The organism is Cupriavidus lacunae, assembly GCF_003353055.1.
Classification (GTDB): Bacteria; Pseudomonadota; Gammaproteobacteria; order Burkholderiales; family Burkholderiaceae; genus Cupriavidus; species Cupriavidus lacunae.
In genome coordinates, this window is the sequence record NZ_QKWJ01000118.1 from 1 (window position 1) to 18,534 (window position 18,534).

19 protein-coding genes are annotated in these 18,534 nt (G+C 60.7%); 10 read left to right on the forward strand and 9 right to left on the reverse strand.

Features of this window, described 5'->3' with window-relative positions; translation table 11 throughout:
- Positions 1 to 283 precede the first annotated feature (283 nt).
- Positions 284 to 1,615, reverse strand: coding sequence for an aminotransferase-like domain-containing protein (locus DN412_RS39175; RefSeq protein ID WP_115216445.1), 1,332 nt, complete (start codon positions 1,613 to 1,615; stop codon positions 284 to 286).
- A gap of 90 nt (positions 1,616 to 1,705) precedes the next feature.
- On the opposite strand from DN412_RS39175, the gene DN412_RS39180 reads away from it, so the two are divergent.
- The gene (locus DN412_RS39180; RefSeq protein ID WP_115216446.1) at positions 1,706 to 2,302 is read left to right on the forward strand and encodes a DJ-1/PfpI family protein; all 597 of its coding nucleotides are present in this window, start codon (positions 1,706 to 1,708) and stop codon (positions 2,300 to 2,302) included.
- Between the two features lie 175 nt (positions 2,303 to 2,477).
- The gene (locus tag DN412_RS39185; RefSeq protein WP_115216447.1) at positions 2,478 to 3,254 is read left to right on the forward strand and encodes an enoyl-CoA hydratase; all 777 of its coding nucleotides are present in this window, start codon (positions 2,478 to 2,480) and stop codon (positions 3,252 to 3,254) included.
- 32 nt (positions 3,255 to 3,286) lie between these two features.
- Here the strand turns inward: DN412_RS39185 and DN412_RS39190 are convergent, their stop codons facing one another.
- Entirely contained in the window at positions 3,287 to 3,721 is a 435-nt protein-coding gene (locus tag DN412_RS39190; RefSeq protein WP_115216448.1) for a MarR family winged helix-turn-helix transcriptional regulator, read from the reverse strand.
- Between the two features lie 99 nt (positions 3,722 to 3,820).
- Positions 3,821 to 4,144 (reverse strand): tripartite tricarboxylate transporter substrate-binding protein, encoded by a 324-nt coding sequence (locus tag DN412_RS39195; protein ID WP_244223040.1) that lies wholly within the window; start codon positions 4,142 to 4,144, stop codon positions 3,821 to 3,823.
- A gap of 312 nt (positions 4,145 to 4,456) precedes the next feature.
- Between DN412_RS39195 and DN412_RS39200 the strand changes: the two genes are divergently transcribed.
- Complete coding sequence (locus DN412_RS39200) at positions 4,457 to 5,518, forward strand: CBASS cGAMP-activated phospholipase (protein ID WP_115216459.1); 1,062 nt, start codon at positions 4,457 to 4,459, stop codon at positions 5,516 to 5,518.
- Between the two features lie 185 nt (positions 5,519 to 5,703).
- Here DN412_RS39200 and DN412_RS39205 read toward each other — a convergent pair whose 3' ends face one another.
- Complete coding sequence (locus tag DN412_RS39205) at positions 5,704 to 7,293, reverse strand: hypothetical protein (RefSeq protein WP_115216450.1); 1,590 nt, start codon at positions 7,291 to 7,293, stop codon at positions 5,704 to 5,706.
- Between the two features lie 271 nt (positions 7,294 to 7,564).
- Here DN412_RS39205 and DN412_RS39210 point away from each other — a divergent pair, with 271 nt between their 5' ends.
- Entirely contained in the window at positions 7,565 to 8,683 is a 1,119-nt protein-coding gene (locus DN412_RS39210; protein ID WP_115216451.1) for a helix-turn-helix transcriptional regulator, read from the forward strand.
- A 332-nt stretch (positions 8,684 to 9,015) separates the two neighbouring features.
- Here DN412_RS39210 and DN412_RS43220 read toward each other — a convergent pair whose 3' ends face one another.
- On the reverse strand, positions 9,016 to 9,549 hold the full coding sequence (locus DN412_RS43220; RefSeq protein WP_133303160.1) for a hypothetical protein: 534 nt from the start codon (positions 9,547 to 9,549) through the stop codon (positions 9,016 to 9,018).
- A gap of 387 nt (positions 9,550 to 9,936) precedes the next feature.
- On the opposite strand from DN412_RS43220, the gene DN412_RS39215 reads away from it, so the two are divergent.
- A complete protein-coding gene (locus DN412_RS39215) occupies positions 9,937 to 10,182 on the forward strand; it encodes a hypothetical protein (RefSeq protein ID WP_115216460.1) in 246 nt (81 codons plus the stop codon).
- Positions 10,183 to 10,247: 65 nt separating this feature from the next.
- Complete coding sequence (locus tag DN412_RS39220; RefSeq protein ID WP_115216452.1) at positions 10,248 to 10,811, forward strand: carboxymuconolactone decarboxylase family protein; 564 nt, start codon at positions 10,248 to 10,250, stop codon at positions 10,809 to 10,811.
- 540 nt (positions 10,812 to 11,351) lie between these two features.
- Here DN412_RS39220 and DN412_RS39225 read toward each other — a convergent pair.
- Entirely contained in the window at positions 11,352 to 11,741 is a 390-nt protein-coding gene (locus tag DN412_RS39225) for a hypothetical protein (protein ID WP_115216453.1), read from the reverse strand.
- A 346-nt stretch (positions 11,742 to 12,087) separates the two neighbouring features.
- Complete coding sequence (locus DN412_RS39230) at positions 12,088 to 12,528, reverse strand: hypothetical protein (protein WP_115216454.1); 441 nt, start codon at positions 12,526 to 12,528, stop codon at positions 12,088 to 12,090.
- A 345-nt stretch (positions 12,529 to 12,873) separates the two neighbouring features.
- On the opposite strand from DN412_RS39230, the gene DN412_RS45190 reads away from it, so the two are divergent.
- Together DN412_RS45190 and DN412_RS39240 are read left to right on the forward strand one after the other, a co-directional pair.
- Positions 12,874 to 13,140 carry a hypothetical protein gene (locus DN412_RS45190; RefSeq protein ID WP_115216455.1) on the forward strand — a complete coding sequence of 89 codons (267 nt, stop codon included), beginning with the start codon at positions 12,874 to 12,876 and terminating at the stop codon, positions 13,138 to 13,140.
- Positions 13,141 to 13,272: 132 nt separating this feature from the next.
- Positions 13,273 to 13,704, forward strand: a complete 432-nt coding sequence (locus tag DN412_RS39240; RefSeq protein ID WP_115216456.1) for a GNAT family N-acetyltransferase — start codon at positions 13,273 to 13,275, stop codon at positions 13,702 to 13,704.
- A gap of 138 nt (positions 13,705 to 13,842) precedes the next feature.
- Here the strand turns inward: DN412_RS39240 and DN412_RS39245 are convergent, their stop codons facing one another.
- Complete coding sequence (locus tag DN412_RS39245) at positions 13,843 to 14,109, reverse strand: hypothetical protein (RefSeq protein WP_115216457.1); 267 nt, start codon at positions 14,107 to 14,109, stop codon at positions 13,843 to 13,845.
- Between the two features lie 382 nt (positions 14,110 to 14,491).
- Here DN412_RS39245 and DN412_RS39250 point away from each other — a divergent pair, with 382 nt between their 5' ends.
- Complete coding sequence (locus DN412_RS39250) at positions 14,492 to 15,232, forward strand: alpha/beta fold hydrolase (protein ID WP_244223041.1); 741 nt, start codon at positions 14,492 to 14,494, stop codon at positions 15,230 to 15,232.
- A gap of 979 nt (positions 15,233 to 16,211) precedes the next feature.
- Entirely contained in the window at positions 16,212 to 16,766 is a 555-nt protein-coding gene (locus tag DN412_RS39255; RefSeq protein ID WP_244223042.1) for a GNAT family N-acetyltransferase, read from the forward strand.
- A 706-nt stretch (positions 16,767 to 17,472) separates the two neighbouring features.
- On the opposite strand, the gene DN412_RS39265 is transcribed toward DN412_RS39255, so the two are convergent.
- Positions 17,473 to 18,066, reverse strand: a complete 594-nt coding sequence (locus DN412_RS39265; RefSeq protein WP_115216458.1) for a short chain dehydrogenase — start codon at positions 18,064 to 18,066, stop codon at positions 17,473 to 17,475.
- Between the last annotated feature and the right edge of the window lie 468 nt (positions 18,067 to 18,534).

An 18,534-nucleotide genomic window follows, 5' to 3' on the forward strand; every position in this document is an offset into this window, starting at 1 on the left:
GCTCGGGGACCGAAGGCGCCCAAGAAGAAGGGCTATGTTGCCGGATGCGTGGCACGACGGCATGTATCTACCGCCCGTGTCATCAAGGCTGGACGTGTCGTTTGATCACCTTGAAAGGGGTGGGTCTTAGCGCCGCTATCGAGCCCGCAAACCAGGACGTCCAACAGGAACGTCCGCAAACGGTGGCAGGCCGGCCGGGCTCCGCCAGTGATGATGGGCGACACCCGGCAGTCAGCCTCAGACGATCTTGATGAGGCCCAATTGCGTGAGCGGGATCACGCCATCAGTAAGCCTGATCGGCAATCACACCGGCCACCGTTTCCAGAGACCGCTTCAGCGTGGAAAGGCTGACGGAGCCGAGTGCCAGTCGGATGGCATGCGGCACCTGCGCTGACGTCGCGAACGGGTGGGCCGTCGACACGGAGATGCGCTCGCGCATCAGCGCCATCGCGATCGCGTCTGCCCGCACCTCGGGTGGCAGAGGAAGCCAGACGAAGTACGACGCGGGATGGCTGATCCGCTTCAGCCCGCCCAGGACTTCCGCGGCAACGCCCTGGCGCAGCATGGCATCCCGCCGCTTGTCGGCTTCCAGCCGGGCCACGGTGCCGTCCTCGATCCAGCCGCAGGCGATCGCCGTCATCGTCGCCGGGGTATTCCAGGTCGTTGCACGGATGGCCCGTTCGAGCCTTGGCACCCATTCGCGCGGGGCACAGACGAAGCCGACGCGCAGCCCTGTCGCGACACTCTTCGACAAGCTCGACACATAAACCGTCGTCTCCGGAGCAAGCGATGCCAAAGGAGGCGGGGCGCCGTCCACCAGGAACGCGTAGGCCGCGTCCTCAATCATCATCAGGCCATGCTTGCGAGCGATGGCGACCAGCTCCCGACGTCGCGTTGCGCTCATCACCCAGCCGAGCGGGTTGTGGAGCGTGGGCATCGCATACACGGCGCGCACGCGTCTTCGGCGGCACAGCGCCGCCAGCGCGTCCAGGTCCGGGCCATGCCCGGCAGCCGGAATCGGGGCGAGTTCCAGCCGGCTGGCTTCGGCGGCGAGTTTGAATCCCGGGTACGTCAGGGCATCCACGGCCACCACGTCGCCGGGTTCAAGCAAGGCCGTGGTGACAGTCGTCAGCCCGTGCTGCGCACCGCTCACGAGCAACACAGTTTCAGCCGATGCCGGCAAGCCTCGGCTGCCCAGGTGGCGCGCCACCGTCGCGCGCTCGTGCTCGCGCCCGGCGTGGGGCTGATATCGAAGCAGGGCCTCCAGGTCGCCTGCGGCTGCGAGCTGGCGCAGCGCCGCCCGGAAGAGCTCTGCCTGATCCGGCACCGAGGGATTGTTGAAACTCAGGTCCACCGTGTCAGCGCTCCAGGCATGCAGGTCAATGCCCTGACCGCGAGGGAGCGCCTCTTTGACGAAGGTGCCGCGGCCGGTTTCTCCGCTCACCAGTCCCATCGCCTGCAGCTCCGCGTAGACGCGCGTGGCCGTGACCAACGCCAGCCCTTCGCGCGCCGCGAGTTCGCGGTGCGTGGGCAGTCGCGTTCCGGGACGCAGACGCCGTGCACGGATATCGTCCGCCAGACGGTCGACCAGTTGCTTGTAGCGGGGCTGCGGCATCCTGAGCGTATCCATGACAATTATTTGAATGTATTGATTCTCGGCTCTACGATGGCGAAACACAACGTCCCCACTCGCACGAGGCCCCCCATGCACATCGCCATCCTGACCTTCGAAGGTTTCAACGAACTCGACTCGCTGATCGCGCTCGGCATCCTCAACCGCGTCAAGCGGCCCGGCTGGCGGGTTTCGATCGCCAGTCCGGCGGCCAGGGTGCGTTCGATGAACGGTGTGGTGATCGAGGCGCAGGCGTCGCTGGAGGACGCATGCGACGCGGACGCCGTGCTGGTGGGCAGCGGGACCCGAACCCGGGACGTCGTTGCCGATGCCGCGCTGATGTCGCAACTCCGGTTCGACCCGACGCGCCAGTTGTTGGGCGCGCAGTGCTCGGGCGCGCTCATCCTCGCCAGGCTGGGCTTGCTGGACGACGTTCCGGCCTGTACTGACCTGACCACCAGGCCATGGGTCGAGGAGGCAGGCGTGGCGGTGCTCAATCAACCGTTTGTGGCCAGGGGAAATGTCGCGACCGCCGGCGGGTGCCTGTCGTCGCAGTACCTGGCCGCCTGGTTCATCGCCCGTCTGGAAGGTGTCGAGGCGGCACGTAGCGCGATTCACTATGTGGCGCCCGTGGGCGAAAAGGAGGCCTACGTGACGCGCGCGATGGCGAACGTTTCGCCGTTCCTCTGATGCAGCACGGATGATGCCAAGCCCCGCGGCGTGACCATCTTCGCACTTCGCGCTCTCCAGGCAGCGCCCTGATCCTGGCCAGCGATTTACTTCGCACGCGAATTATCTATATACTTCGCATGCGAACTTAAACCAATGCCTGCACGGCATTCCACAGCCCACCTGGAGACCGACCATGATCCCGGAAATTCGTACCGACCTGACCGGCGGCGTGATGACGATTACGCTTGCCCGGCCGGACAAGAAGAACGCGTTGACGAACGAGATGTACGGCGCACTCGCCGACACCATCGAGCAGGCGCAGCAGGACAGCAATATCCGGGTACTGCTGCTGCAGGGGGACGGGGACAGCTTTACGGCGGGCAATGATATGGGAGAGTTCGCGGCGATCGCGACGGGAAAAGGCCCCGGCGAACGCCAGGTGCACCGCTTTCTGGACATCCTTGCGAACTCGACGGTACCGATTGTGGCCGCGGTCAACGGCAAGGCCGTCGGCGTCGGCACCACCATGCTGCTGCATTGCGACTACGTCGTGCTCGCGCAGGATGCGCAACTGATCACGCCCTTCGTCAACCTCGCCCTGGTTCCCGAGGCAGCCTCAAGCTTCCTGCTTCCCCTGCGCATCGGGCACGTCCGGGCCTTCGAGATGTTCGCGCTGGGCGAGCCGCTTGACGCGCAAACCGCCCTGGCATGGGGCATCGCAAACAAGGTCTGCGCCAACGATCAACTGCGTGCGGACGCGCGCCGGATGGCGGAAAAAATCGCCGCCAAGCCCGCCGGTTCCCTGAGCGCAATGAAGCAGCTCATGCGCGACGCGGAGAAACTGGTCTCGCAAATGAACAGCGAACGCGTCCATTTCGAGAAGCGGCTGGCAAGCGCCGAGGCCAGGGAAGCCTTCTCGGCCTTCGCCGAGAAGCGCAAGCCGGATTTCAGCAAGGTCGCCCAGCAGTAAGCCTGGGCCTCGCTGTCCAGCCGCAGACCGGGCTACTCCTCGCCCTCGTCGGCACCCGGAAACTTGGTCTGCAGGCTGGTCAGCCACCGCGCCACCACGTCGATTTCGGCCGCGGTGAATCCTTCGGTCAGCCTGGCATTCAATGCCTTCATGCCGGTCTTGGAACGCTGGCGCGCCGAGCGCCCTGCCTCGGTCAGCCACAGGCGGGATACACGGCGATCGAATGCGTCCGACCGGCGCTCGATCAGGCCCGCCCTTTCAGTCCGGTCCGCCAGACCGCTCATTCCGGGCGCGCCCAGGTCCAGTGCTGCGGCAGCCTCGCTCATCAGCGCACCGTCGTTCGTGCCCAGAAAAAAAAGCAGTCCGGCCTGCGCTGCCGTCACGCCACCCGCGGTCGTGCGTGCTTGTGACCACCGCTGCAGTCGGCGCTGGCCGACGTTCAACAGATAGACGAGACGATGCTCCATGTCTGGGACCGGTATGGGATTTCATTTAGTTCGCACGCGAATTTTATCACGTGGCCGGCGCCGGTATTCATCTGACTATGCCGGGAAGGTGGGGACCGCTCACTCGGGGTGGATTCCTGCCGCCTCGATGACCGGTTTCCATTTCGCCAGGTCGGCCTTGATGCGCGCGGAAAAGGCATCCCGGGTCTCCCCAAGCGGCATGATGCCGGCCCGCTCGAGTTGCGCGCGGAACGCCGGATCGGCGACGATCTTCCGCCCTTCCTCCGCCAGCCTGGCCACCACCTCCCTGGGCATGCCGGACGGCCCCACCAACCCGTTCCAGGTATTCACCTCGTGGCCCCGTGGCGTCGCGCCTTCGATGGCGGCATTGTTGGAGGACGGCGGATGCGGGGGCGGTTCGGTCCGGGACAGGACCGGACGCACTGGTCCGCATTGCAAATGCGAGGCCACAACGCGCCCCTCTGCTCTGAAAATCAGAATTAAACGTCGTTTAAGTCTTTGTATGAGATCGATGGCTTGCGCAGGACATGAGCGCATGAAATATGCTGAGAAAAAATTCCGGAATTGTCTAGTATAGATGTGCCTGGCATCTCACCACGCTCTCCATTGCCACGATGCTTCGTGGTCTGGCCTTCGGCTATGGGACGATTATTGAGATAGTCCAAAGAACTGTGCATTTTCACCCGATCCAAGGGAAAACGATGGATTCGTGCCCGGTTGGGGGGAGGGAAATTCTTGAACGAGGCCGTCCAATCTCGGTTTCAGATCCTTGCCCTCTCGGGCGGTGGCTTCCGTGGACTGTACACGGCAAAGCTGCTTGCCGATTTCGAGGACGAAATCAGTGCGCCGATCGCGACCCGGTTCGATCTGATTGCCGGGACCTCGATCGGCGGAATCATAGCCCTGGCACTTGCACTGGAGGTGCCTGCGAGCCGCATTGTCGCCCTGCTGACGGAGTACGGGGAGGAGATCTTCAAGCGGCGCTGGTCGCTCGCCGGAATCTGGCGGGCTCCCTTTTCCTCGCGGCGCCTGGCGGATCTGCTTTCCGGTAGCGAGATGTTCGGCGCCCGTGTGCTGGGGGCTTGCAGGCACCGGGCGGTAATTCCGGCGATCAATTATTCCACGGGCCGGCCGCAAATCTTCAAGACGCCGCATCATATCAATTTCAAGCGGGATCATAAGTTCCGTATCGTGGATATCGCGATGGCCACCAGTGCCGCGCCGGCTTATTTTTCACGCTACACATTCAATAATAATCAATTTGTCGACGGTGGCCTGTATGCCAACGCGCCGGGCTTGCTGGCCGTGCACGAAGCGCAGTATTCCCTGCTTCGGTCGGCCGCTGAAATCCATGTCATGGCGATTGGCACCATGTCGTCAAAATTTACCGTGGATCCCCGCCGCAATCGCGAGGGAGGAACCTACGACTGGGGAGGTATCAATCCCTCCAATATGCCAAAGCGATTATTTGGTCTGTCAATATCGGTCCAGGAAGCGCTGAGCGATTTCATGCTCGCCCACCTGCTGCCAGGGCGATATGTGCTGGTTGACGATGATCTGACCGATCAGCGCTCGCGCGCCGTGGGGCTGGACAAAGCCGACCACGCGGCAAGAGAGGTTCTTCTCGGCGCGGCCTCGGAACGATCGAAGATATGCATTGGCAGCCGGGATGTCGAACCCTACTTGAGGCATCTCGCGCCACCTGCGACGTTCTTTTACGGGGAAAACGCGAACACGCCCTCGTGTCGCGTCGCCAGTATCACCGCGCGAGTCCGTGCAACCGCGCCGTCGCGATAGCAAGCTGGTTCATGAGGATAGCCGCTTCGGTCATGTCGCGGATTGCCATGTGGATTCGGTGCAGGCCTGGCGCAAGGCCCCAGAGCCGGCAAGTCGCCTGGCAAGAGCTGGCGACTCGCGCTTCGGAAAAATAAAAAAAACCCCACGGGCTACGTGGGGCCAGACGGCACTGCTGGTAAGTCGCCTTACGGCCGGTCAATCGAAATATCGTAGAAGCTATTGGCCGGATTGACGCTGATCGCCACGGTCATGCCGGTGTTTGCCACATTCATGCCGATCACCTCAGCAGCATTTGGCGCGGCAGGGCGATAACGCAGGCCATTCGACGGCACGTTGTTACGCCAAAAATCGATACGACCGTCGTTACGTTGACGAGTATAGGTATTTGCTGCCGTGTCGACCGCCGTTACCGTGTTTGAATACTCCGAGATATCGGTGCCCCCGTTGAGATTGATCACGGCATCCCAGTAGGAACTGACGGCCCCCACGGCGGGCAGAGCACGCGGCGTCGGCCGCTTTGCGATCATGAAGCCGCCCTGGTGCACGATCACGACTGCGATGCTGCCGTCGACGCCCTTGAAGGCGAACGCACGCGCCGATCCCGTCGAATCCTTGAGATTGAATCCGCCATCCGCGTTGACCGACACAGCCGGAAGGTCTCCCGCCGGCCAGGGCGAACAGGCGCTCAAGCCGCAGTCGGCAGCGCTGACGAACTTTCCGGCGCTGTCCACGGTGAACTTGATCAGTCCCGGCGCGAGCGTGCCGCCGCCGTCGGGCCGTTCGAAGCCCAATGCGACCCAGTCTCCGGCGATTTCGCTCAGCGGAATGGTCTGGTCAGGGATCACAAGGCTTGAAGCACCGGCGCGGCGCTCAAGGCTGATACCGGACTTGGAGACCAGCAGCCTGGCATCGGCGTTGCCAAAGCGGCAGGCCTCCGTATCGTTCGCCTGGAACTGTTCCACCGCCCCGGTCGTATCGTTCGTCCGCGTCAGCTTGACCGCATCGACGGTGAACCGCTGCACGTTGTTGGCGGTGAGGTCAGCCTTCTGGTACTTGCCGCTGCGGAACGTCGCGCAGGTTGCGGACGCGGGCTGCAGGATGGTTTGCATGCCGGCTTCCGAGCCACTGTTGGACGCCACTGCAGTAGACAGGTCCGACAGCGACGTTTGCGAAGCCGTGAGCGCGGCGCCGAGGGTATCGAGTTTCTGGTCAAGCGCATTCCCTGGCGTGTTGCCGTGCGCAGCGACCAGCGTGTCCTTGAGCGGGTCTACGCCAGCCAGATCGACCGTCCCGGTCAGGATCAGTTTGAGGGATGCCACCGCGGTGGATACAACGTCCGTGGTCAGCTTCGCCTGTGCCTGCGCGTCGAAACTGCTGAAGAAGTCCCGGGTGCTGCCACCGGCGATCGAAGCAGTAATCAGTTCCGTGAGGGGCGTGATGTTGGCTGTGGCAGCCGTGCCGGTTCCGGCTTCGACAACGGAATGCAGTGTCGTGCCGTCAGGCGTCACAACACTGAGCACGCACGGACGCGTGGCGTCGGCAATGCTGATGGTGAATGTCCCGTCGGCGGCTGTGGTGGCCGTACCACTGCCATTGGCGCACTTGGCCTGGACCGTGGCATTGGGCAGTGCGGCACCCACGGCAGCCGTGCCCGCGATGGTGGTGGTCGGTGTCTTAGGCGTTGACGGCGCCGACGACTCGGTGTCCGAGGACCCGCCTCCGCAGGCGGTCAGTGCTGCCGCTGCGATAGCGGATATCAGAAATTTGATTTTCATGGCTTTGATTCCCCCCTGTTGTATGAATGCAAGCTCGTTGCCTCATCCGTTCCCTGTGGGCGATCGAAATCACCCTGGGCCGATTCTGCGAAAAACACGGATCGGCGCGCATCATTCATTTAGATGAAAATCAGCAGATACCCCCAAAGCGGGGGGGAATGGGGAATGGATCCTCTGATACCTTATGCAAGCTAGTCAGGTCCGACAGAGACCGTCAGCGCTGTGGCAATTAAGCAGTCGCCGAATTGCTGGGGTTTAGGGAGAGGGGAAATTGCCAAGGGATCATCTCATCGGGGACCTCTATGAGGCCGCCGTCCGGGAGGACGGCTTTCTGGAGGTGTTTCAAGCGGTCGCCGAAACATTGGGCGCCAATGTATTCCATATGTTCAGTTGGGATGCACTACGCAACGCCCCCCACCTGTCCATCTACACGCCCGATGTCAATTGGGATGACATCGTCGAGCGCTACGATCAGTACTACGGCGCATTGGATCCACGGCGCAGTTTTGTTGAAACCGCGGCCATCGGCCAGTTTGTCTGCTGTCAGGATCGCCTCTCCGAACAGGACATCGCACGTAGCGAGTTTTTCCAGGACTACCAGCTACCGGCAGGCTTGCGCTATCTGATGGGCGTACGCCTGGCTCGCGCCGGCAGTGACGACATTCTGCTGGGCTTGCTGCGAGCAAAAGACAGGCCGCCCTACACACTGGAAGAGCGCGGCGCGGCGGCGAGCCTGGTCGGGCACCTGCAGCGCTCAATCAACCTCTGGCAGGACGCCAGGATCCTGCATCGCGACGCCGCGCTTGGCAATGAACTGATGGAGCAACTGGGCCTTGCGGTGTTCGCGCTGGACCGGAGTTTTCGGCTGGTCTTTGCCAACCAGGGTGCGCAAGCGATGCTGCGCGCAACCGCCTGTCTGAAGCTGGAGCATGGACGCCTGGCAGCAACCACGGCGGCCGAGAACGATGGCCTGCAGGCAGCCATGGCGCGCGTAGGAAAGACCCGCAAGGGCGAAAGCCTGGCGCTGCGGGCCGCAGCGGGAGCGCCGCCAGAGATATTCCTCAATATCGCATGTGTTCCCGGCCTGGTCACGCGCGCGGCGCTCGGCGATGCAACCCTCCTCGTTACCGCCAGGCGGCGCGGCACGGCGCCTCTGGTGACCGCAAGACAGTTGCAGGGGGCCTTCAGGCTGTCAGCGGCCGAGGCGGCTGTGGCTGAAGCATTGATTTGCGGCAAGAGCCCCGACGAGTACGCCGCCAGCGCCGGGGTTTCGCTCGCCACTGTGCGTACGCAGCTGCGGGCGATTTTCGACAAGACCAACACGCGATCCCAGGCGGAAGCCGTGGGGGCAATGCTGTGGGTGCTATCGCAGGACGGGCGTGATCGCTAGGGCTTTCCGATTCCAGGGTGTCCCCTGTCAGCTTGGGTGATAGGGCCTCAGCACATTCCGGTTGCCGTCGAACAAGCGCGCCGCAATCACGCCAATGCCGTTCCCGTTCCGCGCGACGACGCTTGGGCTACTTTAGCTCCCCTACTAGGCACAATAGCTGCAGCATCCGCTGAGTATGAGCGAACCAAGAGCGTCAAGACCTCATCCGGCAGTAGGGGTAGACGGTCATCCGGGGTCGTAGCCAAGCAAATACGGGCCGCTCCGCAAGCATACAAACTCAAAGACCTGGAGGCCGCAACAGCCTCCAGATACATCGAGCGCGTCGCGCCGGCTCAAACCGAACCGTTGCTTTGCTGACTACGGAACCACGCTCCTTCCGCTGCTCGGCGACGCCGTCGCCCAATTTGGCTTGGTTCCTCAAGCGTTGCTATCTCATCCGCGGTCTCCGGTGATAGCGAAGGAACACTCAAACCTGCTCCCTCTAACGCTGAATCGAAAACCTCACGCTCTACATCACGCTGGAGCGTCGCTCTAGCCGCTCCGTCGCGAGGAATAGTTTCTGGAAGTTCGCCTATTGCAGCGACCTGTTCCACAATCACATTCTGAGTTGCCATCTTGAGGCGACCTCTTTGGGAAGGTTGCTTCTGCTGACCGCCCCCGTGAGTTGCTGCATAAATTCGATTTCTGAAGCGCATATCGACTTCATCCAGAACGCCGTCCTCTTCCAAAACCTCATCGCTCACACTCGTAGGCTCCAAAACATCCAACTCACCCTCTGGTGTAAACCAAATCAACTTATTCCCGTATGGTGCAACGTAATAGTCAGTGGGGATCACCGGCAGCGTTAGTCGCGCCATGTCGAACATGACGTCCGCGTGGCTATCCCTCGCCTCCTGCCTGCCACTGCCACTGCCAATATTGAGAGCCTGAATCCTGATATAAACTATTTTTAATTCCCATCCTGACACCTGCCAATCTTTGAGTCCAGGCAAACAAGACCGCGCCCCTGTTCAATTCCCGACTGGCGCATGCAGAGCTCCCCTGCCTGCACTCCGTCTGTTGCTATTTCACCAAACGATATGCAGCTCGGCAATTTATGGCCTAGAGTTCTTTCTCAAGATTCGACCGCGAAGCGCAGGTGTCCTGAAGCGCATTGCCGTGCATCGGTTCGCACGGGTATCTTCGCCCTAGGCCATGACGTTGATTGGCCTTATGGACGCGGCAAAAATAGAAACGGGATGTTGGAGGGGGTCATGAAAGTCACGAATGAGCACTCGCTGCGTTGCCAGGTCGAAGAATGGCTCGCGCCTGGTTCCACGACATCGGTCCACGTAGGTGAATTCAGTCGCCCCCATGCGGGCGAGAAACGCTACGTATGGGTCGAGAGCGCGCAACCAGCGGGGTTGCGCGCGTTTTTCTTCTTTCGGCACGATGATGGCTACTGGTGCGTGTTTCCGCCTGCAGTCCCGAGGATGAGTGCCGACCGTCTTGCCTTGTGAGTGGTTCGTTGCCGACTCGTCGCAAGCAGATACCAAGCAGCAATCACCCAACTAAGACTTGAGCTATGAAGAACATGCTCGCTGGTGCCGGCATTTCGCTCTGCGTTGCCGGCCGGGAAACCGTGCCCGCCAATGATAGTGACACCCGTTGCGAGGGAATCGATGAGACGGATACCGTCCCGACCATCAATGCCGCCATGGCCGGTGCGCCAGCACTGTTTGCCACCTACCAGAATTGCTGCCGCGCGTTGAGCCAGGACTCAACCCTTACGCCACTCGAACAGCGGGTGGTCTTTCTCGTACTCGCGGTTGTCAGCGGCTGCAACTACGAGCCGTCCGACGAGAGCGCCTGCACCGCCAGTGAGACGCTTAGAAAAATAGTGGCTGCAATCCGTGCCGGCAGACCTCTCGCTGATGCCCGGCTTCGTGCCCTTGTTAGCTTTACACGAACCATGTTCATACATCGCGGTCGCCCTAGCGAGCATGAGGTCAAGACCTTCTTGCATGCTGGCTATCTCGAAGAAAACATCCTGGACATCATTCTGGCAATCGCGGCAAATACGCTAGATAGCTATACCAGCCATGTGTTCCATACGAAGGCCGGCGGGCCCGCGTTGTCGGTCGGCTAGCCACCGTGGTGGCTTTCGCGCTGGTTGCGGATGTCCGCTTGCACGTGGGCGTTCATCAACGCATGTGGGGGCCCTTGACGAGCGCCAGGGACTGGCCCTCCCACGACGCCACGCCAATACGGCCAGGCTGAGAACCGCAATTATCGCCAGCCGTCTCCGTGCCTTCGAGCGTTCGCTCGCAGTGCAATGGCGAAGACATGACGCGACAAATAGCTCAAGCAATTCTCTTCGGTAAAAATGCCAGAGGCCATTCGCCACGGAGCACTAGCAGAGCTAAGCACTGGTTTGCGCCAGCACATCAGCGCCCCTATCAAGCATGGCGGCTTACCAAGACACCCGGAGGCAGCGCGGCCAAGCTCTAGAGACCACACCAGGTCATTCGTGGCACCCATCCACGGGACAGCGCCGCCACCAACATAGTTTGAGGAAAGAGCCAATGACAAAAGCCCTTCGAAACTCGAAGGGCTTTTGAACCCCCGAGCGGGGGTGGCCATCAAGAGATTAAGCGATGGCCTTGGCTCAAGGCTGGTTTTTGCATGTTCAGCCGAGCTTTTCCTTCAGGAAAGCCACGACGTAAGGGGTCGCTGCCGCAGCGACTGTTGACGCAGCGGATGGGTCAATCCCCATTTTCGCCGCGAGCGACTCAGCGACACGGCCGGTCAGGATACCTTCACCGCCCTCCACGAGCGACTTGAGAAAACCATCACCTCGAACCAGGCCCGCTGCGAATGCCGCGAGAAAACTCTTGCCAGGATGCTCTCCCATCAGGCCGGCATTCTGCTCCTCAGCATGGGCATGCGCGGTCTCCGCGACCTGGCTGAGCATTTGCTGCGTATCGTCTGCACTGAAGCCCTGAGCGGTCAGCGCCTGTGCAGCCTGGCTGCCGTGCTCAGAGGCAAGAAATTCAGAAACGAGTTGCTGTACGTCCATGGAGTACTCTCCTGCGGAAGCTCCGGCATCGAGACCTGAGCCGGGGTTAATGGGGACAACAAACGAACGGCGAAGCCATCCGCGTAAGGTGACAGGCCACCGCTATCGCCAATACCGCAAAACGGCGCATGCGGCGGCCATCGGCGGCTTGTAGCTCAGGCCCTGATGCGGCAATTAACAATGCGAGAGAGGCTTTCATGGCGCTTCCCTCATCTTGAACAAGTGCGGAGAGGGCAGGCTGGCTTTCCCAGCTAACCTGCGCTCTCCGCAAAGCTCCGGCACTCAGACTACGTTGCAGCGGCCTTCGCCCTGGCAACGCCCCCTCGGTTCGCCCAATGGGAGCAGCTTATTGCTTCTTCGTCTTGTCCACGCTGGCTGCGGCCTTCGCGGCTTCGGGCTGCGCCTCGGGCTTCGCCACATCCGTCTTGGCCTTCGCCTTGTCGGAATCATTCTTTGCGTCAGCCTTCGCCATACCAGCCTCCGTATGGATGGCCTTCGTCTTGCTCGCCTTGTGGTGGGTGCCCTTGGCGGCGGACTTACTGGCATCAGCCTTTACGTCAGCCTTCTCCTTGTTGGCGCTGGCTTGAGCTTTTCCTACATCGCCCTGCGCGCCGGCACTCATCTTCTTATCGGCTTTTTCCTGCGTGGTGCCCTTCTCCTTGACGACCTTTACCTGGTCTTTCGCCGCCTCGCCCTGCGGCTGAGTCGCGGAAGCTGGCACACCAGTCTGCGCGAAGACGGTACCGACGAGGGCGGCGGAGGCGAGAGCAGCGAACAGCTTCTTCATGACGTGAACTCCTGGGAGATATCTAGCAGCTCGGCAATGCGCCTCGCTTACCGGAAGAAACGGTACTGTCATCATCCGAGTTGACCCACGAGTCGTGACAATCCGTAAGTTCTGCAACTGGCAAACATGAATCACGAGGTCACCGGACCCGCCTCTACCCTCTTCGTCCTTTTGAACGTTATCCGCCGCGCGGACGATGTTCGCCTGCGTTCATGCCCGCCCCCTCTAGGCTGGGACAGCCAGCGCCCTGCATCGCATTACAGAAAGTAACACTCGAACGATTTGACTGATGCCCCATCGAGCCGGACCGGCCTAGACTGCACATAGCCAGAGAAGGAGCAAGCCATGCGAAAAGTTGCAGCACTTATGCTTCTGACCGGGGCTATCGGGCTCACTCCCTACGTAGCTGAGGCACGCGTGGACGTGGATATCGGCATCGGAATTCCCGGGCCAGCGGTTGTCGTCCCGCCACAGCCCTACTACGAGCCGGCCCCGGTATTCGTCGAACCACCGCCGGTGGTAGTTGCCCCTGGCTATTATTACGACGACTGGCGGCATCGTGCGTGGCGGGAGCGTGCGTGGCGTGAGCAACGCTGGCGCGAACGAGAATGACGCGAGCGTCGACGCGAATGGCGACGCTGGCATGACAACTACGATGACTAGAATTGGCCAGCGCTAGGCTTGTGGGTAACAGTCGGAACGCCGAAGCGCTCGTCATCTAGCATTGGATTTACAGGTAACCCTATGAGGCCGCGTCATGCGACCAAGGCAGACCTTCGTGATGTGGAAGCATTGCTTCGGTCGTGTTCACTGCCCGTTGGCGGAATACGTAGTGAAGCAGTGCAATTTCATGTCAGCCGGGACAGGACCGGCCTCCTTGGGTGCGCCGGTATCGAAGCACTCGGCGGCAAGGTTGGCCTGATAAGAGGGGTTGCCGTTGCGGAACGCGCAAGACGTGCAGGTCTGGCCGCACTGCTGGTTTCCGCGCTGGTGGCCGACGTACGTTTGCGCGGTATCGAATCCCTGGTCGTCCGAACCGAAACTGCCGCCGGCTATTTCACTCGTCTCGGCTTCACGCCAGTCGACCGTGCGGCCATACCTCACGAACTGCTGGCTTCTCGTGAATTCTCCGATACCGGTGCCCGAACGGCGGCAATCATGAAAGTTGAGCTCTAGCGTCTGCTCCCGCATGTGTCGTTAGCCGTTTCCGTGCCTTCGAGCGTTCGCTCACAGCGCAATGGCGACGACATGACGCGACAAATAGCTCAAAAAATTCTCGTCAGTAAAAAGCCAGACGCCATTCGCCATGGAGCGCTAGCAGAGCTCAGCACTGGTTTGCGCCAGCACATCAGCGCCCCTATCAAGCATGTCGGCTTTCTGCAGCAGGTGAACGGCATCTTCCAGCGACACGGCCTTGTCTGCGCCTAAACGCTGCTGCACCTGCGATTGCGCGCGCAACGCTGCGGCTTCTTCGCGCAAAGCCTCGATGCGTGTCGCTGTCCAATGAACCAGATTCTCAACTGAGTCGCTTCGCAGCGACAATGGGTTCGACGTCCCCGAAACCGCGAGTGTTTGGTGCATATCAGTCCCTCCAAAATTGCACGGCCCCGTTTCGTCTAGCACGTTGACGAAGGAGCCCTTCCTATATGGCCGCCAACTGCGGCCCAGGGACTCCCGGGCCAGTGACCACCCGGCCAAGTCATCGTAAAAATCGACTGCGCATTGAAGCGAAACTCTGTGACATTGCGGTGTCAGCAGTGCGCCTTACGGCTGATTTGAACGCAATTCCGGGTAAACCTTGACCGGCGGTAACCTTCCGCTAAGCCCTCCTGAAGCTTTCCCTCATAGCGCCTGCGACCCGGCGGTAGCATACTGTCAACGTCCGGCGTGACATCCTTGCAAGGTCAAAGGAAGGCGAGCCAACAGAATCCTGCCGGCCGAACTGTTGACGGATATGAGGACCATGTTTGCCCCGAAACGTTTCGCAATTGACACCGGTGCCGAAGTGTTGGCCGCCGACCGGCTTGCGGCGGATGGGTGCGCCAGTTGCCTCGTGCTGCACGGTGGCGCAGGCACGAGCGACCGGTCCCACTGGCTTGTGCTCCGTCAGAATCTAGCGAGGCGTGGGATTGGGTCGGTTGCCGTGGATTTCTCCGGGCACGGAGAGAGCTCGGCACGAACACCCAACTCCCTCAGTAAGCGGTACCGTGAGGCTGTTGCAGCGTTGCAGTACCTTGATGAAGCCGAGCCGCGCGCTGTCATCGGCATCAGCATGAGTGGCGAAATCGCGGTGCGCCTTGCCGCTGCCCCTCGCAACCGCATCACGCGACTGGTCACACTGGTCGGCGCGGCCTACGATTCAGCCGCTTTCGAGGTGCCCTTCGGGCCAGCCTTCACCAAGATACTCCGCACGCCGCAAAGCTGGCGGCGCTCAGTTGTCTTCGAACAGATAGCGTCATTTCCTGGCCGCTTAACGGTGGTCCGCGCTGCTGAGGACACTGTCGTTCCGGCCACCATCGGTGAGCTGCTCGTTGCAAACGCCAGACGCGCGGAGCACGCGGAAATTGTAGACATCCTCAATACAGACCACGCTCTTGGCTTAGCTTTTCGCGCACAGCCGGGGCTCGTCGACCGCCTCGGAAACGTCATCTGTCGTGCCATCCTCGCGAGGTCGATGCATTTCGAATTGAATAGGGTCATCTAGTCGGAGCGCCAGCGCTTAGCGAACGCAAGGCATTCCTTGCAGGTAACCTGGGCGCCTTCTACTGGCCTCGGAACCTGCCGACGCCCGCTACCCAATCCTGCCGAGCGCCTACATAGCAAATCGCCAGCCTTGCGTACTAGGCGCCCATCATGAATGCTCTCTCGGAGAAGGATGTGAATAACTCTGTCGCTGCTTTGCTCAGACGCTCCATCCTGTTGCGCCCGGTCATCTTCTGTAACGCCGGGCGCCCACCTGAGCGGAATTGCAAGGTCAGCATTGAAAGCAGCTGCTTGTGCGCGAAGACGCTGCTCCCGCTCCTTCACAGCAGCCCGTAAAGCTGCATCCCTTGCTAATTGCCCCACCCGGACGCTGTCTACGTCTGCTGCCCGCGCACACACGAACAATCCATCCGCATCACGCCAGACTTCGACCAGGGTTCCTGGCGGGATGTGATACTCCCCACTTCTAACTTTCCCGCTTGCAGTACGCCTGCCGCACAACCTAAGCTCCATACCATCCAGTGTCACCTGACTGCCATTGACCGGGACTCGCTCTATGAGCCCGGGATTGAGCCACTTGGGCGCGACGCCCCCCGAAACAGGCTGCAATGCATAAATTTCCATGGCATTGGGTATGCGTACCGCCGGGCCGCACATCAAAACTTATCGGTAGAAAGTATAGGTCTGCGTCAGAACTTTGACCGCGCCAACGAGCACCTAAAAAAGAACCCGCGTCACCGGGCGTGATAGCGCGGGTGGGGTGGGCCCAATTGCGCTAAATTTAATGGCGATTTAAAGAACCGTAATATCAGGGTTAACTATCATGTTTTTCACTTGTATCTTCATTGGCCCTGCATGTGGCCAGCTGTATTTACAAGTCATGCTCGCTCGTCTCCCTCGCACGGAGCGTCAAACACAATCGCTTACAGACCGGCTCCTTGTTCGATGTTAGCCTTTGCGAACGGTCTACCGGCGGTGGCATGACCGCCGGAATGACATGCGAAGAAGGCAACATGATTGCCTTCAATATTATTAGATGCGCGCCGCAGGCCTTACTGGCCGAAGAGGCCGCACGCAGGAGTCACATCATCATGCTGACCGATGTAGTTCTACGTTCGGCCTTTCGTTCAGATTGGCATCACATAGCTGCGTTGCTTGAGCAATGCGGCCTCCCCACCTCGGACACTTCCGAAATAGTTGAAGACTTCCAAGTTGCGCTATATGAGAACCGCATTATTGGATGTGCGGCAGCAGAACATCACGGCTCGAGCGTTCTTATCCGCTCAGTAGCGGTTGAGCCAGCGTACCGAGACAGAGGCATCGCAGGGTGCCTGGTTGAAGCACTATTGATGCGGGCTCGCGGCACGGAAGCACACGAAGCCTATATCTTCTCCACAGTGGCTCCCGCTTACTTCGCTCGCTGGGGATTCTCGCTCGTCGAGACTGAGGACGTGCCGCTGGAGGTCATGTCCTCGCCAGCTGTCCAGCGTGCGGCCCTAACGTCTGCGCTTTGCATGCGCTGTGAGCTAAAGTAGAAAGGGCAGCGTCCTATGGGATAGGCAAGCGCAAGCCTCCAATGTTCAGACTGCACGCCCGCTAACGATTGTCGGAGAAGCCGAACGGTTGGCTAGCTGGCAGACACTTCTCGTGTACGACTACGTCTTGCCCTCCCCTGACTGACCGCCAGCAGCCGCTGATTGCCGGTCCAAACGTCGAAGACGTACAACCATTTCCTTTTCTGCTTGCTTGTCACCATGGACTCTCGCGGCTTCGATTCCCTTCTGAAAGGCTGCACGCGCCTTCGCATCTTGGCCGAGGTCCGCATATAGAACACCGAGGGCTCGCCAGGCACCCGAATAGTGCGGGTCTAACTCCGGTGGCTTTTACCAGATGAGGAACGGCGGCGGCCAACTCTCCTTGTTGCTGGTACGCCAGTGCAAGCGTGACCCTGAGCAGAACGGAGTCCTGCCCAGCTGCGAGTCGTCGCTCCAGCGGTGCCATCGAGAATCTTGGCATGGACATGATTTCCTCCGCCTACGCCCGACGCGTGTACACCGGACCTACAACCCGGGCTCGTGCTGCGACTTCGCTTCAACGTCAGAGCAAATGAAGAGAACGTGGTCGGCGAGAGCGCAAATGGTACGACCATGACCTCGACGCGAGGGCCGCCCGCGGCACGACGACAATTGCTGGCGACTACGTACCAACCACGCTTTGCCAGCGGAGGGCGGACACTGCGATTTAGTGGGTGACCGACACCACCTGCCCGGAAATGTCTTCCAGAATACATTTCTGGTAGACCTGTGCGACCACCGCCGCCCGAACGCCCTTGGCGGGGTCGCGTCCCATTGCTTCGAGCGTCTCCCACACCCATCCGGGGCTGACGACATTCACGCGAATCTTGCCTTGCAATTCGAGCGCTGCTGCCCGCCCGAACGCCTCGATGCCGGCGTTCACTGTGCTCACTGCAGCACCACCGAGCACTGGATGCTGCGCGAGGGTGCCACTGGTGAGCGTGACCGACCCTCCCTGGGAGATGTACGGAACCCCATACCGGACAAGATTGACCTGCCCCATCAGCTTATTGGCCACGCTGAACGCGAAATCATCATCGGTCAAAGCGTCCAATGGGGCGAATTTCGCGGTGCCTCCTACACAGACCACGGCGTCGACCGTGCCCACCTGTTTGTACATCGCGAGAATCGACTGTTTGTCGGAGATGTCCACTGAGACCGGAGAGCTACGACTGACCCCTATCAAGTCATGCTTTCCCGACAACAAGGCCATAATTTCTTTTCCAAGGAGCCCTGTGGCTCCAATGATAAGTATGCGCATACGCCCCCCTGATAACAGATGGTGGGTGGTAGTGAATGGCCCTCAGTACCCAGGCCGTTTTCAAGATGAAGTAGCCTTGCGAATAGCATACGCCTTGCACGCAACTACACGCCAAGAGCCGGTGCTTGGCTACCGAGCGGCAAGGAATGGCCACACTCGCTCAAGCAGTCACCCTGCCATAGCCGCAAAACCGCCGCACCAATGCGTGCATCCCCACCGTATCCATCGACAAACCGAGCAGCGCGAGAACCGGAGGATTGAAAAGAGGCTACCAAGCCGAGCAGTGGAGCCCCGCTTGCAAGCGCAGGAAGTGCTGTTGACTGTACCTCGCGTGCGTCGACGCTCATGAGAAACAAGGCGCGTGCCTGGCTGAAACCCGACAACATGGGCATAACGATGACCCGCTTAATAACCACAAGTCATCGTTTCTCCGCCCACGCCGGGGCCGGAAGGACCTTGAAATGCTCC

Excerpts from the sequence above, each read along its gene's own strand:
- DN412_RS39175 (WP_115216445.1), bottom strand. The coding sequence starts at position 1,615 with ATGCCGCAGCCCCGCTACAAGCAACTGGTCGACCGTCTGGCGGACGAT.
- DN412_RS39180 (WP_115216446.1), top strand. The coding sequence starts at position 1,706 with ATGCACATCGCCATCCTGACCTTCGAAGGTTTCAACGAACTCGACTCG.
- DN412_RS39185 (WP_115216447.1), top strand. The coding sequence starts at position 2,478 with ATGATCCCGGAAATTCGTACCGACCTGACCGGCGGCGTGATGACGATT.
- DN412_RS39190 (WP_115216448.1), bottom strand. The coding sequence starts at position 3,721 with ATGGAGCATCGTCTCGTCTATCTGTTGAACGTCGGCCAGCGCCGACTG.
- DN412_RS39205 (WP_115216450.1), bottom strand. The coding sequence starts at position 7,293 with ATGAAAATCAAATTTCTGATATCCGCTATCGCAGCGGCAGCACTGACC.
- DN412_RS43220 (WP_133303160.1), bottom strand. The coding sequence starts at position 9,549 with ATGTTCGACATGGCGCGACTAACGCTGCCGGTGATCCCCACTGACTAT.
- DN412_RS39215 (WP_115216460.1), top strand. The coding sequence starts at position 9,937 with ATGAAAGTCACGAATGAGCACTCGCTGCGTTGCCAGGTCGAAGAATGG.
- DN412_RS39220 (WP_115216452.1), top strand. The coding sequence starts at position 10,248 with ATGAAGAACATGCTCGCTGGTGCCGGCATTTCGCTCTGCGTTGCCGGC.
- DN412_RS39225 (WP_115216453.1), bottom strand. The coding sequence starts at position 11,741 with ATGGACGTACAGCAACTCGTTTCTGAATTTCTTGCCTCTGAGCACGGC.
- DN412_RS39230 (WP_115216454.1), bottom strand. The coding sequence starts at position 12,528 with ATGAAGAAGCTGTTCGCTGCTCTCGCCTCCGCCGCCCTCGTCGGTACC.
- DN412_RS45190 (WP_115216455.1), top strand. The coding sequence starts at position 12,874 with ATGCGAAAAGTTGCAGCACTTATGCTTCTGACCGGGGCTATCGGGCTC.
- DN412_RS39240 (WP_115216456.1), top strand. The coding sequence starts at position 13,273 with ATGAGGCCGCGTCATGCGACCAAGGCAGACCTTCGTGATGTGGAAGCA.
- DN412_RS39245 (WP_115216457.1), bottom strand. The coding sequence starts at position 14,109 with ATGCACCAAACACTCGCGGTTTCGGGGACGTCGAACCCATTGTCGCTG.
- DN412_RS39250 (WP_244223041.1), top strand. The coding sequence starts at position 14,492 with ATGTTTGCCCCGAAACGTTTCGCAATTGACACCGGTGCCGAAGTGTTG.
- DN412_RS39255 (WP_244223042.1), top strand. The coding sequence starts at position 16,212 with ATGACCGCCGGAATGACATGCGAAGAAGGCAACATGATTGCCTTCAAT.
- DN412_RS39265 (WP_115216458.1), bottom strand. The coding sequence starts at position 18,066 with ATGCGCATACTTATCATTGGAGCCACAGGGCTCCTTGGAAAAGAAATT.